Here is a 16,456-nt window from a genome sequence, read left to right as displayed (position 1 = left end):
GCCGGTCCCCATGGCGGGGAGGCTCCGGCTTTTTGCGTGGGTGATGACCGGTGTGCGGCCATGGGGTGTTGTTGCTTTGGTCGGGAAACATGCGTACAAGGCAGGGGTTGTCGAACAATGCCCTGACAGGAGTGGTTTCGTGCGGATTATCATCATCGGAGCGGGCGAGGTTGGCTATCATCTTGCCCAGCGGCTGGCTGTTGAGGACAAGGAGGTCCTGGTCATCGACAAGAGCGCCGACGCCCTGCGCAAGCTGGCCGAGTCGTCGGATGTGCAGACCATCCAGGGGTCAGGCAGCAGCCCGGAGATCCTGGAGCAGGCGGGCATCGCCGAGGCGGACATCCTGCTTGCGGTCACGGACAGCGACGAGATTAATCTCATCTGCTGCTTTTTCGCCAACATGCTCAGCAGCAAGGTGACCAAGTTGGCCCGCATCCGCAGCAGCATGTATACCAATTACAAGCATCTCCTGACGGGCGAGGGCGCGGGCATCACCAAGATCATCAATCCCGACGAGGAGGTGGTCAACTCGATCCTGCGCCTGATGAGCGTACCCGGCGCGGTGGAGATCAACGAATTCGCCGACGGGAAGATTCGGCTCATCGGCATCAATCTGCCCGACGAGAGCCCGGCGGTGGGCATCCGCCTCATGCAGTTGCGAGAGATCATGGGCGACGACCTGCGCGTGGTCATCGCCGCCCTGGTGCGCGACGGCGAGCTGATCATTCCGCGAGGCGGCGACAGGATCAAGCAGGGCGACGTGGTCTACTTCGCCTGCGACATCCTCGACCAGGAAGAGGTGCTCTTGCGCCTTGGCATTCAGGTCGATCCCGTGCGCACGGTCATGATCCTGGGCGGCGGCAACATCGGCTACAAGCTCGCCAAGGCCCTGGACAACAAGTTCTTCCACACCCGTGTGCTGGAGAACCGCCAGAAGCGGTGCGAATTCCTGTCCGAGCGGCTGGACCGGCCCATCGTGCTCATGGGCGACTCCACGGACCAGGAGATCCTGCGCGAGGAGAACATCCAGGACATGGACATGGTCATCGCCGTGACTGGCGACGAGGAGACCAACATCCTCTCCTGCCTGCTGGCCAAGAGCCTCGGCGCCAAGCGTACCGTGACGCGGGTCAACAATTTCGGCTACATGCCGCTCATCGAGCCCATCGGAATCGATTACGTGGTCTGTCCCAGGCTCTCGGCCATCAACTCGCTGCTGCACTATATCCGGCGGGGCAAGATCATCTCCACGGTCAGCATCAAGGGCGAGCAGGCCGAAGCCCTGGAGGCCATTGCCCTGGAGGATTCGCCCATTGTGGGCAAGGCGATCATGGACCTGGACCTGCCGCGCGGCTGCCTGGTGCTCTGTTTCCAGCGCAAGGACGCGGTGGTCATCCCCAGAGGCGACACGGTCATCGAGCCGCAGGACCGGCTGCTCATCATCTCGACCCGGGCCAATATCCCCAAGGTCGAAAAGGCCCTGACCACCAAGGTGGAGTTCTTCTAGATGCGCTGGCGGTATGTCCTGCACGTCATCGGTGCACTTGTCGCGTGCATCGGGCTGACCATGATCCTTCCCCTGGCCTGGGGCGTGTATTACGACGACGGCTCGGCCTGGCCCCTGGCCGAGTCCCTGGGCATCACCGTGGCCTCCGGCGCGTTCGTGTTCTTCGCCTTCCGCGATCCTGCGGCGTCCAGGGCGGCCATGTCCCACCGCGAAGGCATGGCCATCGTGGCTCTGGGCTGGTTTGCGGCGGGCGTGTTCGGCGGGCTGCCGTTCTATCTGGGCGGCACCTTCGAATCCGTGGCTGATTGCGTGTTCGAGTCGCTTTCCGGGTTCACCACCACCGGTTCCACCGTGCTGGCGGATATCGAGGCCGTGCCGCGCGGCATCCTGTTCTGGCGCAGCCTGACCCACTGGCTGGGCGGCATGGGCATCATCGTCCTGTCCCTGGCCATCCTGCCGTTTCTCGGGGTTGGCGGCATGCAGCTCTACCGGGCCGAGGTGCCCGGTCCGTCGCCGGACAAGCTCAAGCCGCGCATCAAGGACACGGCCATGACCCTGTGGAAGGTCTATCTGGTCTTCAGCGTGGCCGAGACTATCCTGCTGATGTTCGGCGGCATGGACCTGTTCGAGGCGCTGTGCCATACCTTCGGCACCATGGCCACCGGCGGGTTTTCCACGCGCAACGCCTCGGTGGCCGCCTTTGACAGCGTGTACATCGACACGGTCATCACGGTGTTCATGCTCATTGCGGGCGTCAATTTTTCCCTGCATTACCTGCTGCTCAAGTGGCACCCCTCGGCCTTGATCAGGAACCCGGAGTTCCGGGTCTTCGCGGGCATGGTCCTGTTTTTCGTCATCATCGTCACCGTGGCCGTGCTGGTCGGCGGCAACTATGACAGCGGAGGCGATGCCGTGCGTTACGCCGCCTTCCAGGTGGCCTCCATCATCACCACCACGGGATTTGCCACGGCGGATTATGAGCTGTGGCCGGGGCTTGCCCAGGCCGTCCTCCTGTTTTGCATGTTTGTCGGCGGGTGTGCCGGGTCCACGGCGGGCGGCATGAAGGTCATGCGCGTCATGCTGCTGCTCAAGCACTCCTACAAGGAGCTTTTCCGGCTCATCCATCCCCGGGCCGTGAGCCGGGTCAAGATGGGCAGGGTGGTGGTCCAGGACGACGTCATGAGCGGCGTCTGGGGATTCTTCATCCTGTGGCTGGGGCTTTTTGTCCTGGCCGCCCTGGTGGTGGCCGCCTCCGGGGTGGACGTGGTCACCTCCTTTGCCTCGGCCCTGGCCTGCATCGGCAACATCGGTCCGGGCATCGGCGGAGTTGGCCCCATGGACAATTACGCGTGGCTGCCAGATACCGCCAAGTGGGCGCTGACCTTCTGCATGGTCCTGGGCAGGCTCGAAATCTATACGGTGATCGTTCTTTTCGTTCCCGAATTCTGGCGCAAGTAGCAGACAGTCATCAGCCTTCTGCAGGCCGACTCCGTCAGGCCGTCTTGTCCAGGGTGCCTGCCCCCCCAGCCCATCACGACACCCTTACGGATGCGCACCCGTGCGTGTGCAGACTGCGGCGTACGCACGCGGCGGCGCGCAACATGGTTTGCGCAGCGTTTTTCTGACCCCTTGCAGAAAATTTCAGGCTTGAGGAGAGTCTAGACTTTCTCACGATTTTTTATATAATCGTTGTGCCACAATGGTTTCCTGGGGATAAAGCTGGAATGGGGAGGGTGTATCTGGAAAAATGCCCATGGTTGGACGCCGGGATGCCCTGGCGGCAAATGGGCGCGGCCTGAATGGGGCAAACAGAGAGTGGACGAACGGTTTTTTGGCCCGCCAGGGACTAATCGGTCCGGAAATGGCAGCCCATGGTCTGCCTGTTGCGCAGGGCCGCCTGGGTGATGATGTAGGCCGTCTGCGAACCGTGGAAGAGGTCGATGAGGGATTTGCTGAGCACGGTCTCGTAATAGAAGTCCTGGAGATCCTTGGTTAGCTTGCGCAGATCCGAGAAGGCCCGCATGAGCCGCCGCTCGGTACGCGAGATGCCGACGTAGTTCCACATGGTGTTGCGGATGTTGGCCCAGTCCTGGGCGATCAGGGCCGGGTCTTCATTGAGTTTGCATCCGTGGTCCACCCAGTCGGGGATGTTTTCATTGACCTTGCGCTGGGCCGCCAGGTTGCGCGTCGTGTGCGCGGCGATGTCCATGGCCGCGCTGTAGCCCCACAGCAGCCCTTCGAGCAGCGAGGTGCTGGCCAGCCGGTTGGCGCCGTGGACACCTGTGCAGCTGCATTCCCCTGCCGCGTAGAGGTGGTCGAGACTGGTGCGCCCGTGGGTGTCCACCATGATGCCGCCGCAAAAATAATGAGCCGCCGGAACCACGGGCACCGGGTCGTGGCGCATGTCCACGCCGATCTGCTGGCAGTATTCGTAAATGGTGGGAAATCGCTTTTTTACGTCATGCCTGATGCCCGACGTGTCGAGGTAGACGCTGTCCTCGCCCGAGTGGAGCATCTCTTCCATGATTGCCCTGGTGACGATGTCGCGCGGGGCGAGATCGGCCCTGGCATCATGCTTGGGCATGAACCGTTCGCCCTGGCCGTTGACCAGGACAGCGCCCTCGCCGCGTACCGCCTCGGAGACGAGGAAGCGCCGCTCGCCGCGCCGGGAGCCGCCGTACAGGGCCGTGGGGTGAAACTGGACGTATTCGCAGTTCATGAGCCGCACTCCGGCGCGGTAGGCCATGGCCAGGCCGGAGCCGATGGAGCCGGAGGTATTGGTGGTGTGCAGGTAGACCTGCCCGACGCCGCCTGTGGCCAGCAGGGTTGTTTTCGCCAGGATGGTCTCGACCCTGGAACTGATCTCGTTGAGGCAGTATGCGCCCACACACCGGTTTGTAAGATTATACTTGAAATCCGGATGTTTGGCGTGATGCTGGGTGGTCAGCAGGTCAATGGCCGTGTGCCGGGTGAGCACCCGGATATTGGGGTGGCGCTCGATATGGGCGCTCAGGGTGTCGATGATGTTTTTGCCGGTGTGGTCGTCGCAGTAGAGGATGCGCGCCAGGGAGTGGCCGCCCTCCTTGGTCAGATACCAGTCGCCGGGCTTTCGCTGGTTGAAGGAGATGTCGTACTTGTCCAGGAACAGCTCCTGGAGCACTTCCGGCCCCCTGCGGCACAAAAAGCGCACGGCGCGGCCATAATTGTAGTCCCAGCCCGCTATGCGGATGTCGTGTTCCAGCGTCTTGGGATCGTCGTCCTCGCTCCTGAACACGATGCCCCCCTGGGCCAGGGCCGTGTTGCCGCGGGTCAGGTTGTCCCCGGCTGTGGCGACGATGACATCCATGCCCTGGTCGGCCAGGGTCAGGGCGGCCACGGATCCGGCGATGCCGGAGCCGATGACCAGGGCGTCGCAGGTCAGGCGGAGGGAATTGGCGGTTTCAGGCATGGAACGCTCGCTCGCTTGGCTGAAAGTTGAAGGCTCGCCCCATGGGGCGGATCAAGGCAGTATCGTGCGCCAGTCGCGGGAAAAACTCAAGCCATGTCCGCGGGCGATCCGGGCACGTCGGCCTAGCAGACCGTTGAAAAAAAGCATTTTCGCAGGCTGTTCAAATCGGACGTTTTTAAACAGCCTGCTAGCGGCATGCCTCAAGCATGCGCTCAAGGGCGAGTCGGGCGGGTTCCCTGATCTCGTCCGCCACCTCCACGGGCCGGGCGCTGTCAATGTCTCGGAGCAGGGCGGCCAGCTTGTCCGTGGTGATCTTGCCCATATCCTCGCACAGGCTCAAGGACAGGGGCCTGATGGTCTTGTCCGGGAACCGGGCGGCCAGCCGCGAGACGAGGTTGGCCTCGGTGCCGATATAGATGATGGAGCCTGCCGGGGCCTGTGCGGCATAGTTGATGAGAAAGGTGGTGGAGCCGTTGCCGTCAGCAGCCTTGACCACGGCAGGATCGCATTCCGGATGGACCACGATCCTGATGGCCGGATCCTTGGTGCGCAGTTCGGCTATGGTGTGCAGGGAGAATTCCTCGTGGATGTGGCAGTAGCCGGGCCAGGCGATGAGCCGCTTGCCGCCGGTCGCGGCTGGATTGACAAACAGGCGCGGATCGCCGTCGATGACCCCTTGGGGCAGGATGATCCGCTCGTCCTCCGGGATGTTCAGCGCGTTTGCCGTGTTCATGGCCAGATGTTTGTCCGGCAGGAAGAGGACCGCGTCGCCCTGGTCCATGGCCCACTGGAGCATGGTCCTGGCGTTGGCCGAGGTGCAGACCGAGCCGCCATGGCTCCCCACCACGCCTTTGACCGCCGCCGAGGAGTTGACATAGGTCAGGGGGATGACCGTGCGCCCGTCGGCCTGGAGGATGTTCAGGGTGGTCTCGACCCGGCCCGCCTCGGCCATGTCGGCCATGGGGCAGGTGGCCGTGGTGTCGGGAATGTGTATCTTCTGGCCCGGACGGCGCAGGATGGCGGCGGATTCGGCCATGAAGAAGACGCCGCAGAAAACAATGTGCTCGGCGTCCAGGTCGCTGATCCGCCGCGAGAGTTCAAGCGAGTCGCCCTGGATGTCTGTCAGCGCGATGACCGCGTCGGACTGGTAGTGATGGCCGAGAATGGCGAGCCGACTGCCCATGGCCTCCTTGATGGCGAGAATCTCTTGAGCGGGGTTTTCCACGATGTTCCTTCTAGCTTAAGGGCACGAATTGCATGCTGAAATCCGACGAAGGCGCCGAGTGTGTCAGCTTGCCCACCGAGATGTAGCCCGGCCCGAGCTCGGCCAGCTCGCGGATGTTCTCAAGGGAGACGTTGCCGCTGAGTTCGGTTTCAATGGTGCCGGGGATGATGCCCAGGGCGGTCCTGATGGTTTCCGTGTCCATGTTGTCGAGCATGATGCGCTGGATTTCGCACTGGCTGGCCTCCTCGACTTCCTCGATGGTGCGGCATTCGACCTCGATGGGCGGGCAGGGCGAGTGGGCGTGCAGCAGGGCCGAGACAGCCTGGGCGATGCTCCCGGCCCGGTCGATGTGGTTGTCCTTGAGCATGAGCATGTCCGAGAGGGTCAGGCGGTGGTTTTTGCCCCCCCCCGCAAGCACGGCGTATTTTTCTGGGAAGCGCAGTCCCGGCAGGGTCTTCCGGGTGTCGAGGAGCTGCGTTTTCGTACCCTTGAGGGCTTCCACGTATTGGGCGGTGAGGTTGGCGATGCCGGAAAGATGGCACAGGAAGTTCATGATCACGCGCTCGGTCTTGAGCAGCTGGATGGCCGGGCCGCGCACGGCTGCCACCATGGTGCCTGCCGAGACCCGCTCGCCGTCATCGACATTGAGGTGGGTCTGGCACTGGTCGCCGCCGAATTCGAGGACCATGGGGATGATGGGCAGCCCGGCCACGACGGTGTCCTGCTTGGCCACGATCATGGCCTGGGCCATGTCGCTCTCGGAAAAAAGACCGAGCGAGGTCAGGTCCGAGCCGTCCTCGGCCAGGGCGATGCGGATGGTCGCCAGGAGGAACATGCGGGCTTCGGCCTGAAAAAACTCGTCGAATATGGAGTTTGGCATGATGGTGTCCGATTGTATGGGGCGCTGGTTGAAAAAGAGGTGTTGCAGGCAAGTAAGCCACGGTCGCGATTTCGTCAAGAGCAGGGCGTCTGATGAAAGAATTCACAAAGATATAACAGTAGTTTTCGTCGAACGCTTTGACCTGTTCAGGGATTTGGGCTAGGGGTTTTCACCATGAGCAACGAAGAGGAAATCCGCATCCGCGAGGACGAACTTTCGGCTGGTGTGCCTGCCGATATCGAGGTCCAGCACCCGGCTGACGCTGCCGAGACCATTGAGGGTCTCGACATCGCCGAGCAGGTGAAGTTCATCAAACAGCTGCCCATCAGGGACGCTGCGGATTCCATCGCGGAGATGGAAGGGCGCGACCAGATCGAGCTCTTCAAGAACCTCAACCGGGGCCTTGGCGCGCGCATCGTCGAGCAGATGTCGCCCGACGACGCCACCGACCTTCTCGAAGGGCTGGACGAGGAGCTGCGCCACGCGCTGCTCAACCGCGTCGCAGCCGAGGAACGGGCCGAACTCAAGACCCTGCTCACCTTTGACCCGGACACTGCCGGCGGTGTCATGAACACCGAGGTGGTCATTCTTGACCAGGATCTCAACGTGGATCAGGCCATCGCCAAGATCCGCGAGGAGGTCGAAGACAAGGAAATTCCTTACTACGCCTACCTCACCGACAAGAAGGACAGGCTTGTCGGCGTTGTCTCGCTGCGCGACATCCTCCTGGCCAAGCGCGGGGCCGTGCTCAAGGAGCTGGTCAAGACCCAGAGCCTGATCACCGCAGGCTACAACATGGACAAGGAAGAGGTGGCCCACCTCATTGCCCGGTACAATCTGCTGGCCGTGCCCGTGGTGGATTTCGGCAACCGGCTGCTTGGCGTGGTCACGGTCGATGATGTCATCGACATCATTCACGAAGAGGCCAGCGAAGACATGCAGGCCATGGTTGGCGCGGGCGCGGACGAGACCACGGATTCCCCGTGGTTGTATTCCGTGCGCATGCGGCTGCCGTGGCTGATCATAAACGTCCTTTTTTCTTCTGTTTCAGCCTGGGTGGTCCACCTTTACGAGGGCAACATCGCCGAGATGGCCGTGCTTGCCGTGCTCATGCCGCTGGTGGCGAACCAGGCGGGCAATACGGGCCAGCAGGCTCTGGCCGTCATGATCCGGCAGATGGCCATGGAGCGGTTCGACCGCAAGCGGGCCTGGCTGGCCGTGCTGCGCGAGTTGCGCATCGGCCTGGTCAACGGGGTGATCATCTCGGTCCTGGTCTTTGGCGTGGCCTTTGCCATCACGGGCAAGATCCCCCTGGCCTCGGTCCTGGCCGTGGCCCTTGGCGTGGATATGCTCCTTGGGGCCTTTGCTGGCGCCGCGATACCGCTCTTGCTCAAGGAGCTGGGACGCGACCCGGCCCAGGCGTCGAGCATCTTCCTGACCACCATCACCGATTCCATGGGTTTCTTCTTCCTGCTTGGGCTGGCCGGGCTGATCCTGCTCGTCTGAGTTCCCTCTGTGCCGCAAACGACAGGGCCGCTCCGGATATCCGGAGCGGCCCTTGTGCATTGGTTCGGCAGGGGAATCAGTCAAGACCCAGGGAGGCGAGCAGATCGTCAACGTCTCCCTGCTTGGACCCCTCGGACGGTCCCTGCAATTTGGAGCTGGCCTGGGTCTTGGCGTCCAGGGAGAGGCTGTTGATGTCCTTGTCCGGCTCTTTTTCGCGCTGGCGGATCATCAGGCCGGTGGAGAGCATGACCTGGCGCACGATCTTTTCCACCTCGCGGATGGAGTTGATGATGATCTTGATGCGCTGGCCGGTGAGATCCTGAAAGCTCAAGGTGACCATGATGGTGGAGAGGTCGTTGCCAAGGGTCTGGTTGATCTCCTTGAGCCGGACGCGGTCCTGCTTGGTCACGCCGCCCGATTCGAATCCCTTGACGATCTTGTCCACGGTGGTCTGCATGTCCTGGAGCTTCTCGACGATGTCGATGATGTCCACCGCGGCCTTCTCGGTGGTCCTGAGCACGGCGTCCAGCTGGTCCGAGGTCTCGCTGAAGAGTTCTTCTGGGTTGAAGGCGGTCTCTATGCTTTTGATTTCATTGCCGCCCTTGGCCGCCTTGACCTCGTGGTAAATCTTCTTGAGTCCATCCTGAAGGTCTTCGTTGACGCGGCGGTAGAACTCGCCCTCAAGGAGGGACTTGGAGAGGTTCTTGGCTATTTCCTTTTCAACCGCGACGGATATGGTGTCCCTGAGGCTCGCCACGAGCTGGTCCGAGACCTTTTCCATCAGCGCCTTGACGAGTTCTTCGTTGCCGGTCATTGAGCTCTCCTGGAACCGTTTACATTTTGGTTTTTCTGATCTGTTCCCGCTGCTGCTGGAAGACGAACTGGACTATGGCCTCCATGCCCGACTCGAGAGTGTCCACGAACTCGAACCGGGAGAGCCCGGTATCCTCATCGATGCCTCTGACAATCCCCTTGCTGCCCGCCATCTTGAGAGGCACCTGGCCGAGGATGATGACGATTTCAAGGGGGGTGCCGATCTCAAAGGAGGATTTGGAGCGGAACTTGATGCCCACAGCGGACAGTTCCATGATTTCGATATCCAGGGGAAAGTCGTCGCGCAGGCCGCCCTGGCTCAGGGAGCCGAGAATCCTGTCGAGCTTGCGGTTAATTTCCAGGAGGAAATTCGTGAGATCCTCCGGCAGCTTGCTCCCCTTGAAGAGGGCTGTGGCGCAGGCCGCGTCGCCCACCCCATCGCCTGTGTAGATGGGGGAGGACTCGATGTTGCGCATGACCCTGGCGTATCCTTTCAGCCGAACCGGCACGCGCGAGAAGGTGCGTTTTTCGTCGCTCATGGAGGGCCTCCCGGAGATGTTCAGTTTCTGTCGTCCTTGAGATCAAGGGTCATGGCCTTGACCGGACAGACGCGGGTACACATGCCGCAGGCAGAGCACTTGTCCACGTCGAAGACCACGAGCCTCGTGCCCGGATCAAGTAACAGGGCGTCGGTCGGACACATGGCCGTGCACACCCCGCAGTGGATGCACGACTCCTCGTTGCGGAATATCTTGTGGGCCACCGGGGTGATCCGGATGCCGTTTTCCTTCAGGTAGCCTATTCCCTTGTGGAAATCTTCCTCCAGGCCGGAGACCTCCAAGGTCATGGTGCCCTCGTGGCGGGGCGAGATGTCCGCCTTGAGGATGTTGAAGCTGAGGTCGAACAGCCGGGTCAGGTTGCAGACCACAGGGCGGCCCGAAACCTCCGGCGGGAAGGAGAGATAGACTATTTTCCTGAAACCCTTGACGAGTTCTTTCATTATGATTCCTGTTCAAGACGCACGCGCGCCGGGCGGGCGCGCGGGGATTCGTTATTTTGCTTTTTCCAGAAAGCGTGCCGCCTGGGTCGCCTCGACCGATTTGGGAAACTTCTTGACCACTTCGGCCATGCGCATCTTGGCCAGTTCCGGCTTGCCGAGATAGTCCCAGGAGTATCCGGCCCTGAGCAGGGCGGCCTTGTATTTGGCGCTCTTGGCGTACTTTTCGATGACATCCTCGAACAGGATGACCGCGCGGGAGTAGTCCTTGAGCTTGAAGTAGCACTGGCCCTGCCAGAAGACCGCGCTGGGCGCGAAGGAGTGGCTCTTGAAGGTGTCAGTGAACTCGGCCCAGTAGGAGCGGGCCTTTTCGAACTGATCCTCCTTGTACAGGGCGTAGGCCTTGTCGTAGAGCGCCTTGGCCGGGTCCGAGCTGGTGGCCGCCGTTTCACCGGGTTCGTCTTCGTCCTGGGCGGCCTGTGGCGGCGCTGCGGCACCCGGTGCCACACCAGAGGTGCCAAGGGTGGCCGCGCGTTCCTTGCGCACCTTGGTCATGTCCACCTGGAGCTGGTTCTCCAGCACGAACTCGATCTCGTGGAGCTGGTCGGCCAGCACGGCCATGGTCATGGTGGAGTTGGATTCGCCCACCTGCGTGTCCAGGCGCATGTTCATGGTCTCAAGGTCCCCCCTGAGTTTGGCGAAGTCGGCGCGCAGGGCCTGGATTTCGGCCCACATGTCCGCCGCCTTCTCCCGGACCGGCGACTGGGATTGTTCGATTTCCGACTTGAGCTGCTGCTTTGATTCCTCAAGCTCGGCTTCCAGTTGCCTGATGCGGCCAAGATCCTGCTGCCGTTCACTCTGGAGGGTTTGCATGTCGGTTTTCGAGGCGCAGCCAAGGGTTGCCATCAGGATAAAGATGGAGGCAACCACCAGGGAGTATTTGATAATTTTATTCATGAGCGTTTGATTCCTCTTTTTTGACCAAAGAAAAGATACGCCACAGAGCCCAGAATGGGAACAAAAATGCATATCTGTATCCAGAGCAGTTTCTCGTTGGCCGATTCGAAATGCCGTTTCCAGGCGTCGAGGATGGTCCAGGCGCTGAAGGAAAAGCATGCGGCGACCGCAGACATGATGACCACCCACTGGGTGGCGGTAAGGGTGGAAACATCGGGAAACATCAAATGCGCTCCTTGTGCCCGGCTGCCCTTTACGGGGTTTTGGCCGGGCGGCGGTTGAAGAACAGGGAGATGATGATGCACCCCGCGCCAACGGTCAAGGCGCAGTCTGCTACATTGAAGGCGGGCCAGTGATACCCTTTGACGTGGAAATCCAGAAAATCCACCACCACGCCGAGCCGGACCCGGTCGATCAGGTTGCCCACCGCGCCTCCGGCGATGAGGCCAAGCCCGGTGATCATCCACCGGTCCGAGTTGTCGGCGGTCTTGAGCATGTAGCCGATGAACCCCAGGGCCAGGATCGTCACCGCGATGAACAGGGGGCGCTGCCAGTCGATGGACTCGCTGGCCAGAAATCCCCACGCCGCGCCCTTGTTGGTGACATGGACGAGGTTGAAGAATCCTGAAATGACAGGAAATCCCGTCCACAGCTCCATGGTCGCGGACACCCACAGCTTGGTGGCCTGATCCAGGGCGATGACAGCGCCTGCCCAGAGGGATGCGAGCCGGTATTTGCGCATGCGTCTAGACCAGGGTCCTGAGCACCGCAGTGCAGCGCGGGCAGGCGTCCGGGTAGGCCGGATCACTCCCCAGGTCCTCGCTGATGCGCCAGCACCGCTCGCACTTGACGCCCGGAGCCGGAGATACCGTGATCTTCAGATCCTTGATCTCCTCGGCAACAAAGGGCTCTGTCGGGGCGTCTGCCGGGACATCGGCCACGTCGGCCAGGGTGATCTTGGAGACGATGAAGAACTCGCGCGCGTCAAGCTCCTTGGAGGCCACCAGCTCGCGCACCGTCTCGGTGGCGTAGAGGGTGACATGGGCGTCAAGGGACTTGCCGATGACCCGGTCCTTGCGCTTGGGCTCAATGGCCTTGTTGACCTCGCCGCGCACCGCGGCCAGCATGTCCCAGCGGGCGCGCTCCTCCGCGGGCAGGTTGACCTCGTCGGGCGCAAAGCGCAGGGCAAAGACCGTGTCGGTCTGGTCCAGGTCCGCCTTGATGGCCTCGGGCAGGACCTGAAACGCCTCCTCGGCGGTGAAGGAGAGCACCGGGGCCATGTCCTCAAGGAGCATGAGCAGGGTCTGCCAGAGTACGGTCTGGGCCGAGCGGCGCTTGAGGCCGTCCCGCTCCTCGACGTAGAGGCGGTCCTTGATGATGTCGAGGTAGAAGGACGAGAGGTCCACCACGCAGAGGTTGTGCAGGGTGTGGTAGACCTTGTGGAATTCGAATTTGGCGTAGGCCTGCCCGATGGCCGCGTGATGGCGGGCGACCATGTCCAGGGCGTAGCGGTCGAGCGGCAGCATGTCGGCCACGGCCACCCGGTCCGCCGGGTCGAAGTCGTTGAGGTTGGAGAGCAGATAGCGGCAGGTGTTGCGGATGCGCCTGTAGGCGTCCACCAGCCGGTTCAGGGTCTCGTCCGAGATGCGGATGTCCTCCTGGTAGTTGGAGGCCGAGACCCACATGCGCAGGATCTCCGCGCCGAACTTGTCGATGATCTCCTGGGGCGCGATGACGTTGCCGATGGATTTTGACATCTTGCGGCCATCGGCATCGACCACGTAGCCGTGGGTGAGCACAGCCTTGTAGGGCGGCACGTCGCGGGTGCCTACCGAGGCCAGGAGCGAACTGTGGAACCAGCCGCGGTGCTGGTCCGAGCCTTCGAGATACAGGTCCGCCGGGAACCGGGTCTCGGCGCGCTGCTCGACCACGGCAGCGTAGCTGGTGCCGGAGTCGAACCAGACATCGAGGATGTCGGTCTCGCGCTTCCAGTGGCTGCCGCCGCACTTGGGGCAGGTCAGGCCCGTCGGGACCAGCGCCTCGATGGGCGCCTCGAACCAGTAGTCGCAGCCTGTTTCGTGCTCGGCGTACTTGTCGCAGATGTCGTAGACCCACTTGGCGTCGAACCAGGTCTGGTCGCAGTCCTCGCAGATGAGGGCCGAGATGGGCACGCCCCAGTTGCGCTGGCGCGAGATGCACCAGTCCGGGCGGTTGGCGATCATGCTGTGGATGCGCTCCTCGCCCCAGGCCGGAATCCACTGGACCTTGTTGCGGATGGCGTCCAGGGCGCGGGTGCGCAGATGGTTCTCGTCCATGCCGATGAACCACTGGGTGGTGGCGCGGAAGATGACCGGCTGCTTGCACCGCCAGCAGTGCGGGTAGGAGTGGGCGATCTGGCGCGAGGCCATCAGGTTGCCCAGTTCCTCAAGTTTTTCGATGACTTTTGGATTGGCGTCCCAGACGTTGAGCCCGGCGAAGAAATCCACCTCGGGCAGGAACTCGCCCCGGTCGTTCATGGGCGAGTAGATTTCCAGGCCGTATCTGAGGCCGGTCTCGAAGTCCTCCCTGCCATGGCCCGGAGCGGTGTGGACGCAGCCGGTGCCGGTTTCAAGGGTGACGTAGTCGGCCAGCACCACCGGGGATTCGCGGTCGTAGATGGGGTGTCTGGCCTTGAGTCCCTCAAGCTGTGCGCCCTTGACCGTGGTCAGCACGCTGTGGTCTGTCCAGCCGAACTTGGCGGCACAGTCTTCGAGCAACCCCTCGGCCAGGACATAGAAGTCGCTGCCCGCCGCGACCACGGCGTAGTCGAAGTCGGGATGCACGGCCACGGCCATGTTGTCCGGGATGGTCCAGGGGGTGGTGGTCCAGATGAGGATGAAGAGCCTGTTGACATCCAGGTCGGCCAATTCATTGGCCTTGGGGTCGGCCATGGGGAAGCGGACGTAGATGGACGGCGATTTGTGGTCCTCGTATTCCACCTCGGCCTCGGCCAGGGCGGTGCGGCAGTCGCAGCACCAGTAGATGGGCTTCTTGCCGCGCACCACGCCATCGCGCTCCATGAACCTGCCCAGTTCGCGGGCCGTGGCCGCCTCATACTGCGGGTTCATGGTCATGTAGGGATCGTCCCAGGTGCCCAGCACGCCCAGCCGCTTGAACTCGCCGCGCTGCACGTCGAGCCACTTGGCCGCGTAGGAGCGGCATATCTTGCGGATGGTCAGGGTGTCGAGTTCCTTGTTCTTCTTCTTGAGCTCCTGCTCCACCTTGTGCTCAATGGGCAGGCCGTGGCAGTCCCAGCCCGGCACATAGTGGGCGGTCTGGCCCTGCATGTTGCGCGACTTGACCACGATGTCCTTGAGCACCTTGTTCAGGGCCGTGCCCATATGGATGTGCCCGTTGGCGTAGGGCGGGCCGTCGTGCAGGACATAGGTGTCGTCGGGGTCTCCGGCGGCGACCATGCGGTCGTAGGCCCTGATCTCCTCCCAGTATTTGAGCGTCTCCGGCTCGCGCTGTTTGAGATTGGCCTTCATGGGAAAGGCGGTCTGGGGCAGGAGCAGCGTGTCTTTGTAGTCGCTCATGGGTTTTCGGTCCTCCGACGCGGTATATTTCTCTGGATGATATGGCCTGTTCAAATGAATCGGGGTAGAGTGGTATAACCCGGCCCGGAAGTCAAGCCTCGCAACGATTTCGTCATTCGGGATGGCCGCTTGCACGAGCCATTTGCTCTGGCCTGCCTGTCGCTGTTCTGCTAGGGTGCGTTTTGCGCTTGGCGGATGAAAACCATAACGTCAATGATACGGAGAATACATGGGAATACACAAGAGAGAGCGGGAAGCGGAAGAGACGCAGCAGCAGTATGTCAGGAAATCATCCTGCGTCCTGCTGGTGGCCGTGGCCCTGCTTGTGGGCGCTTTTCTGGGCAACGCCCTGACCATGCTCTATGTGGAGCAGCGGGGCGGCAGGCAGGCGGCCATGGGCGCGCCCGCGCAGTCCGGCCCCGCCGGGCAGTCTGCAGCTGGACAGGATGCGTCCCACGCGGCGGACCCGGCCACGCTGGCCAAGCTTGAGGCGGACGCGGCTGCCGCACCCACCAATGCGGACGCCTGGATTGCGCTGGGCAATTACTGTTTTGATCACGACCTGCCCGCCAAGGCTGCCACGGCCTACGAGCGTGCCGTGGAGCTTGCGCCCATGCGGTCCGGGGTCTGGTCGGACCTGGGCGTCATGTACCGCCGCCTGGAGCAGTACCAGAAGGCCATCGACGCCTTTGAGCACGCGGCCAAGCTCGATACCGCCCATGTCACGGCGCGCTACAACATGGGAGTGGTCTACATGCACGACCTGAACGACAGGGAAAACGCCCTCAAGGCGTGGAAGGCGGTGCTGGCCATCGATCCCGAGGCCACCACGCCCTCGGGCCAGCCAGTGGCCGGTCTGGTCAACCAGTTGGAGCAATAGGGCCGATACCGCATCGGCGTGAACAGGAATGAAAAGGGCGACCCGTGTCCAAGGCGTTCAGCATAGGTGTGGACCTTGAAAAGAATGCCCCCGATTATCGGGGGCATTTGGCTTGAGCGCATTTGTGAATCATGCGATACGGTGCGCTTTGATTTTCCCTGACCTGTAGACACAGCCAACACAATATGCTTTGCTCTCTGTATCTGAGAACATCAAACATTCGGTGTAAATATGTTGGGAACGCTGTTGTTAATTGGAATGCTTGTCTGTGGATTCCTTAATGTCACTCCTTGGATATTGATTCCTGGTGCTGTCGTCGCCGGATTTCTTGGTATGCACTACCCCCCCGGAAAAGCTGCGGCGGCAAAAGAACGTGGTCTGTATTGGAAAGGTGTCTTCGGATCTATGCCATTACAAGCTGTTTTTCTGGCTATTCTTTTTGGAGTAGGTTGGGGAATAAGCGCTCTGATCGGATGACTTTTTGCAGGCGCTGCCTCGCATTCCGTCAACAGGGGCTGGAATAAGCGACCTCTGTGCTGGGCAAGATTTCTTGCTGGACACGAAAATCCCCCTAACTGTTGGTACAGTAGGGGGATTTCGGTTTTGAAAAGCAAAAGTCCACACCTTTGCTGAACGGCTCGACCCGTGTCGCCCTTTTTCTGTTTTGT

15 protein-coding genes are annotated in these 16,456 nt (G+C 61.7%); 5 read left to right on the top strand and 10 right to left on the bottom strand.

Annotation, left to right across the window (positions count from 1 at the left end):
• Window positions 1-139: 139 nt before the first annotated feature.
• The gene (gene trkA / locus DAES_RS08640; protein ID WP_013514649.1) at window positions 140-1,507 is read left to right on the top strand and encodes a Trk system potassium transporter TrkA; all 1,368 of its coding nucleotides are present in this window, start codon (window positions 140-142) and stop codon (window positions 1,505-1,507) included.
• The gene (locus tag DAES_RS08635; protein WP_013514648.1) at window positions 1,508-2,965 is read left to right on the top strand and encodes a TrkH family potassium uptake protein; all 1,458 of its coding nucleotides are present in this window, start codon (window positions 1,508-1,510) and stop codon (window positions 2,963-2,965) included.
• 388 nt (window positions 2,966-3,353) lie between these two features.
• Here DAES_RS08635 and nadB read toward each other — a convergent pair whose 3' ends face one another.
• The 3 genes from nadB to nadC form a co-directional block, all read right to left on the bottom strand.
• Window positions 3,354-4,955: an L-aspartate oxidase gene (gene nadB, locus DAES_RS08630; RefSeq protein ID WP_013514647.1), complete on the bottom strand. Its 1,602-nt coding sequence runs from the start codon at window positions 4,953-4,955 to the stop codon at window positions 3,354-3,356.
• A 187-nt stretch (window positions 4,956-5,142) separates the two neighbouring features.
• On the bottom strand, window positions 5,143-6,180 hold the full coding sequence (gene nadA / locus DAES_RS08625) for a quinolinate synthase NadA (RefSeq protein WP_013514646.1): 1,038 nt from the start codon (window positions 6,178-6,180) through the stop codon (window positions 5,143-5,145).
• A gap of 10 nt (window positions 6,181-6,190) precedes the next feature.
• Window positions 6,191-7,060, bottom strand: coding sequence for a carboxylating nicotinate-nucleotide diphosphorylase (gene nadC, locus DAES_RS08620; protein WP_013514645.1), 870 nt, complete (start codon window positions 7,058-7,060; stop codon window positions 6,191-6,193).
• A gap of 174 nt (window positions 7,061-7,234) precedes the next feature.
• On the opposite strand from nadC, the gene mgtE reads away from it, so the two are divergent.
• Window positions 7,235-8,566 carry a magnesium transporter gene (gene mgtE, locus DAES_RS08615; protein WP_013514644.1) on the top strand — a complete coding sequence of 444 codons (1,332 nt, stop codon included), beginning with the start codon at window positions 7,235-7,237 and terminating at the stop codon, window positions 8,564-8,566.
• Window positions 8,567-8,642: 76 nt separating this feature from the next.
• Here the strand turns inward: mgtE and DAES_RS08610 are convergent, their stop codons facing one another.
• The 7 genes from DAES_RS08610 to ileS are packed head-to-tail and all read right to left on the bottom strand — an operon-like array spanning window position 8,643 to window position 14,908.
• A complete protein-coding gene (locus DAES_RS08610; protein ID WP_013514643.1) occupies window positions 8,643-9,380 on the bottom strand; it encodes a protein phosphatase CheZ in 738 nt (245 codons plus the stop codon).
• Window positions 9,381-9,399: 19 nt separating this feature from the next.
• Window positions 9,400-9,918, bottom strand: a complete 519-nt coding sequence (locus DAES_RS08605; RefSeq protein ID WP_013514642.1) for a PilZ domain-containing protein — start codon at window positions 9,916-9,918, stop codon at window positions 9,400-9,402.
• Between the two features lie 20 nt (window positions 9,919-9,938).
• The gene (locus tag DAES_RS08600; protein WP_013514641.1) at window positions 9,939-10,379 is read right to left on the bottom strand and encodes an NIL domain-containing protein; all 441 of its coding nucleotides are present in this window, start codon (window positions 10,377-10,379) and stop codon (window positions 9,939-9,941) included.
• Window positions 10,380-10,430: 51 nt separating this feature from the next.
• Window positions 10,431-11,333, bottom strand: a complete 903-nt coding sequence (locus DAES_RS08595; protein WP_013514640.1) for a tetratricopeptide repeat protein — start codon at window positions 11,331-11,333, stop codon at window positions 10,431-10,433.
• The gene (locus DAES_RS08590; RefSeq protein ID WP_013514639.1) at window positions 11,330-11,557 is read right to left on the bottom strand and encodes a PLD nuclease N-terminal domain-containing protein; all 228 of its coding nucleotides are present in this window, start codon (window positions 11,555-11,557) and stop codon (window positions 11,330-11,332) included. Before DAES_RS08590 ends, DAES_RS08595 begins: the two co-directional genes overlap by 4 nt.
• A 29-nt stretch (window positions 11,558-11,586) precedes the next feature.
• A complete protein-coding gene (gene lspA, locus DAES_RS08585; protein ID WP_013514638.1) occupies window positions 11,587-12,075 on the bottom strand; it encodes a signal peptidase II in 489 nt (162 codons plus the stop codon).
• Window positions 12,076-12,079: 4 nt separating this feature from the next.
• Window positions 12,080-14,908, bottom strand: coding sequence for an isoleucine--tRNA ligase (ileS, locus tag DAES_RS08580; protein WP_013514637.1), 2,829 nt, complete (start codon window positions 14,906-14,908; stop codon window positions 12,080-12,082).
• Window positions 14,909-15,137: 229 nt separating this feature from the next.
• Between ileS and DAES_RS08575 the strand changes: the two genes are divergently transcribed.
• Both DAES_RS08575 and DAES_RS17325 read left to right on the top strand, forming a co-directional pair.
• On the top strand, window positions 15,138-15,788 hold the full coding sequence (locus tag DAES_RS08575) for a tetratricopeptide repeat protein (RefSeq protein WP_013514636.1): 651 nt from the start codon (window positions 15,138-15,140) through the stop codon (window positions 15,786-15,788).
• Window positions 15,789-16,019: 231 nt separating this feature from the next.
• Window positions 16,020-16,265, top strand: a complete 246-nt coding sequence (locus DAES_RS17325) for a hypothetical protein (protein WP_083808643.1) — start codon at window positions 16,020-16,022, stop codon at window positions 16,263-16,265.
• Window positions 16,266-16,456: the final 191 nt, after the last annotated feature.

It is taken from the genome of Pseudodesulfovibrio aespoeensis Aspo-2 (assembly GCF_000176915.2).
In the GTDB taxonomy this organism is placed as follows: domain Bacteria; phylum Desulfobacterota; class Desulfovibrionia; order Desulfovibrionales; family Desulfovibrionaceae; genus Pseudodesulfovibrio; species Pseudodesulfovibrio aespoeensis.
This window is presented reverse-complemented; position numbering and strand designations above follow the sequence as displayed.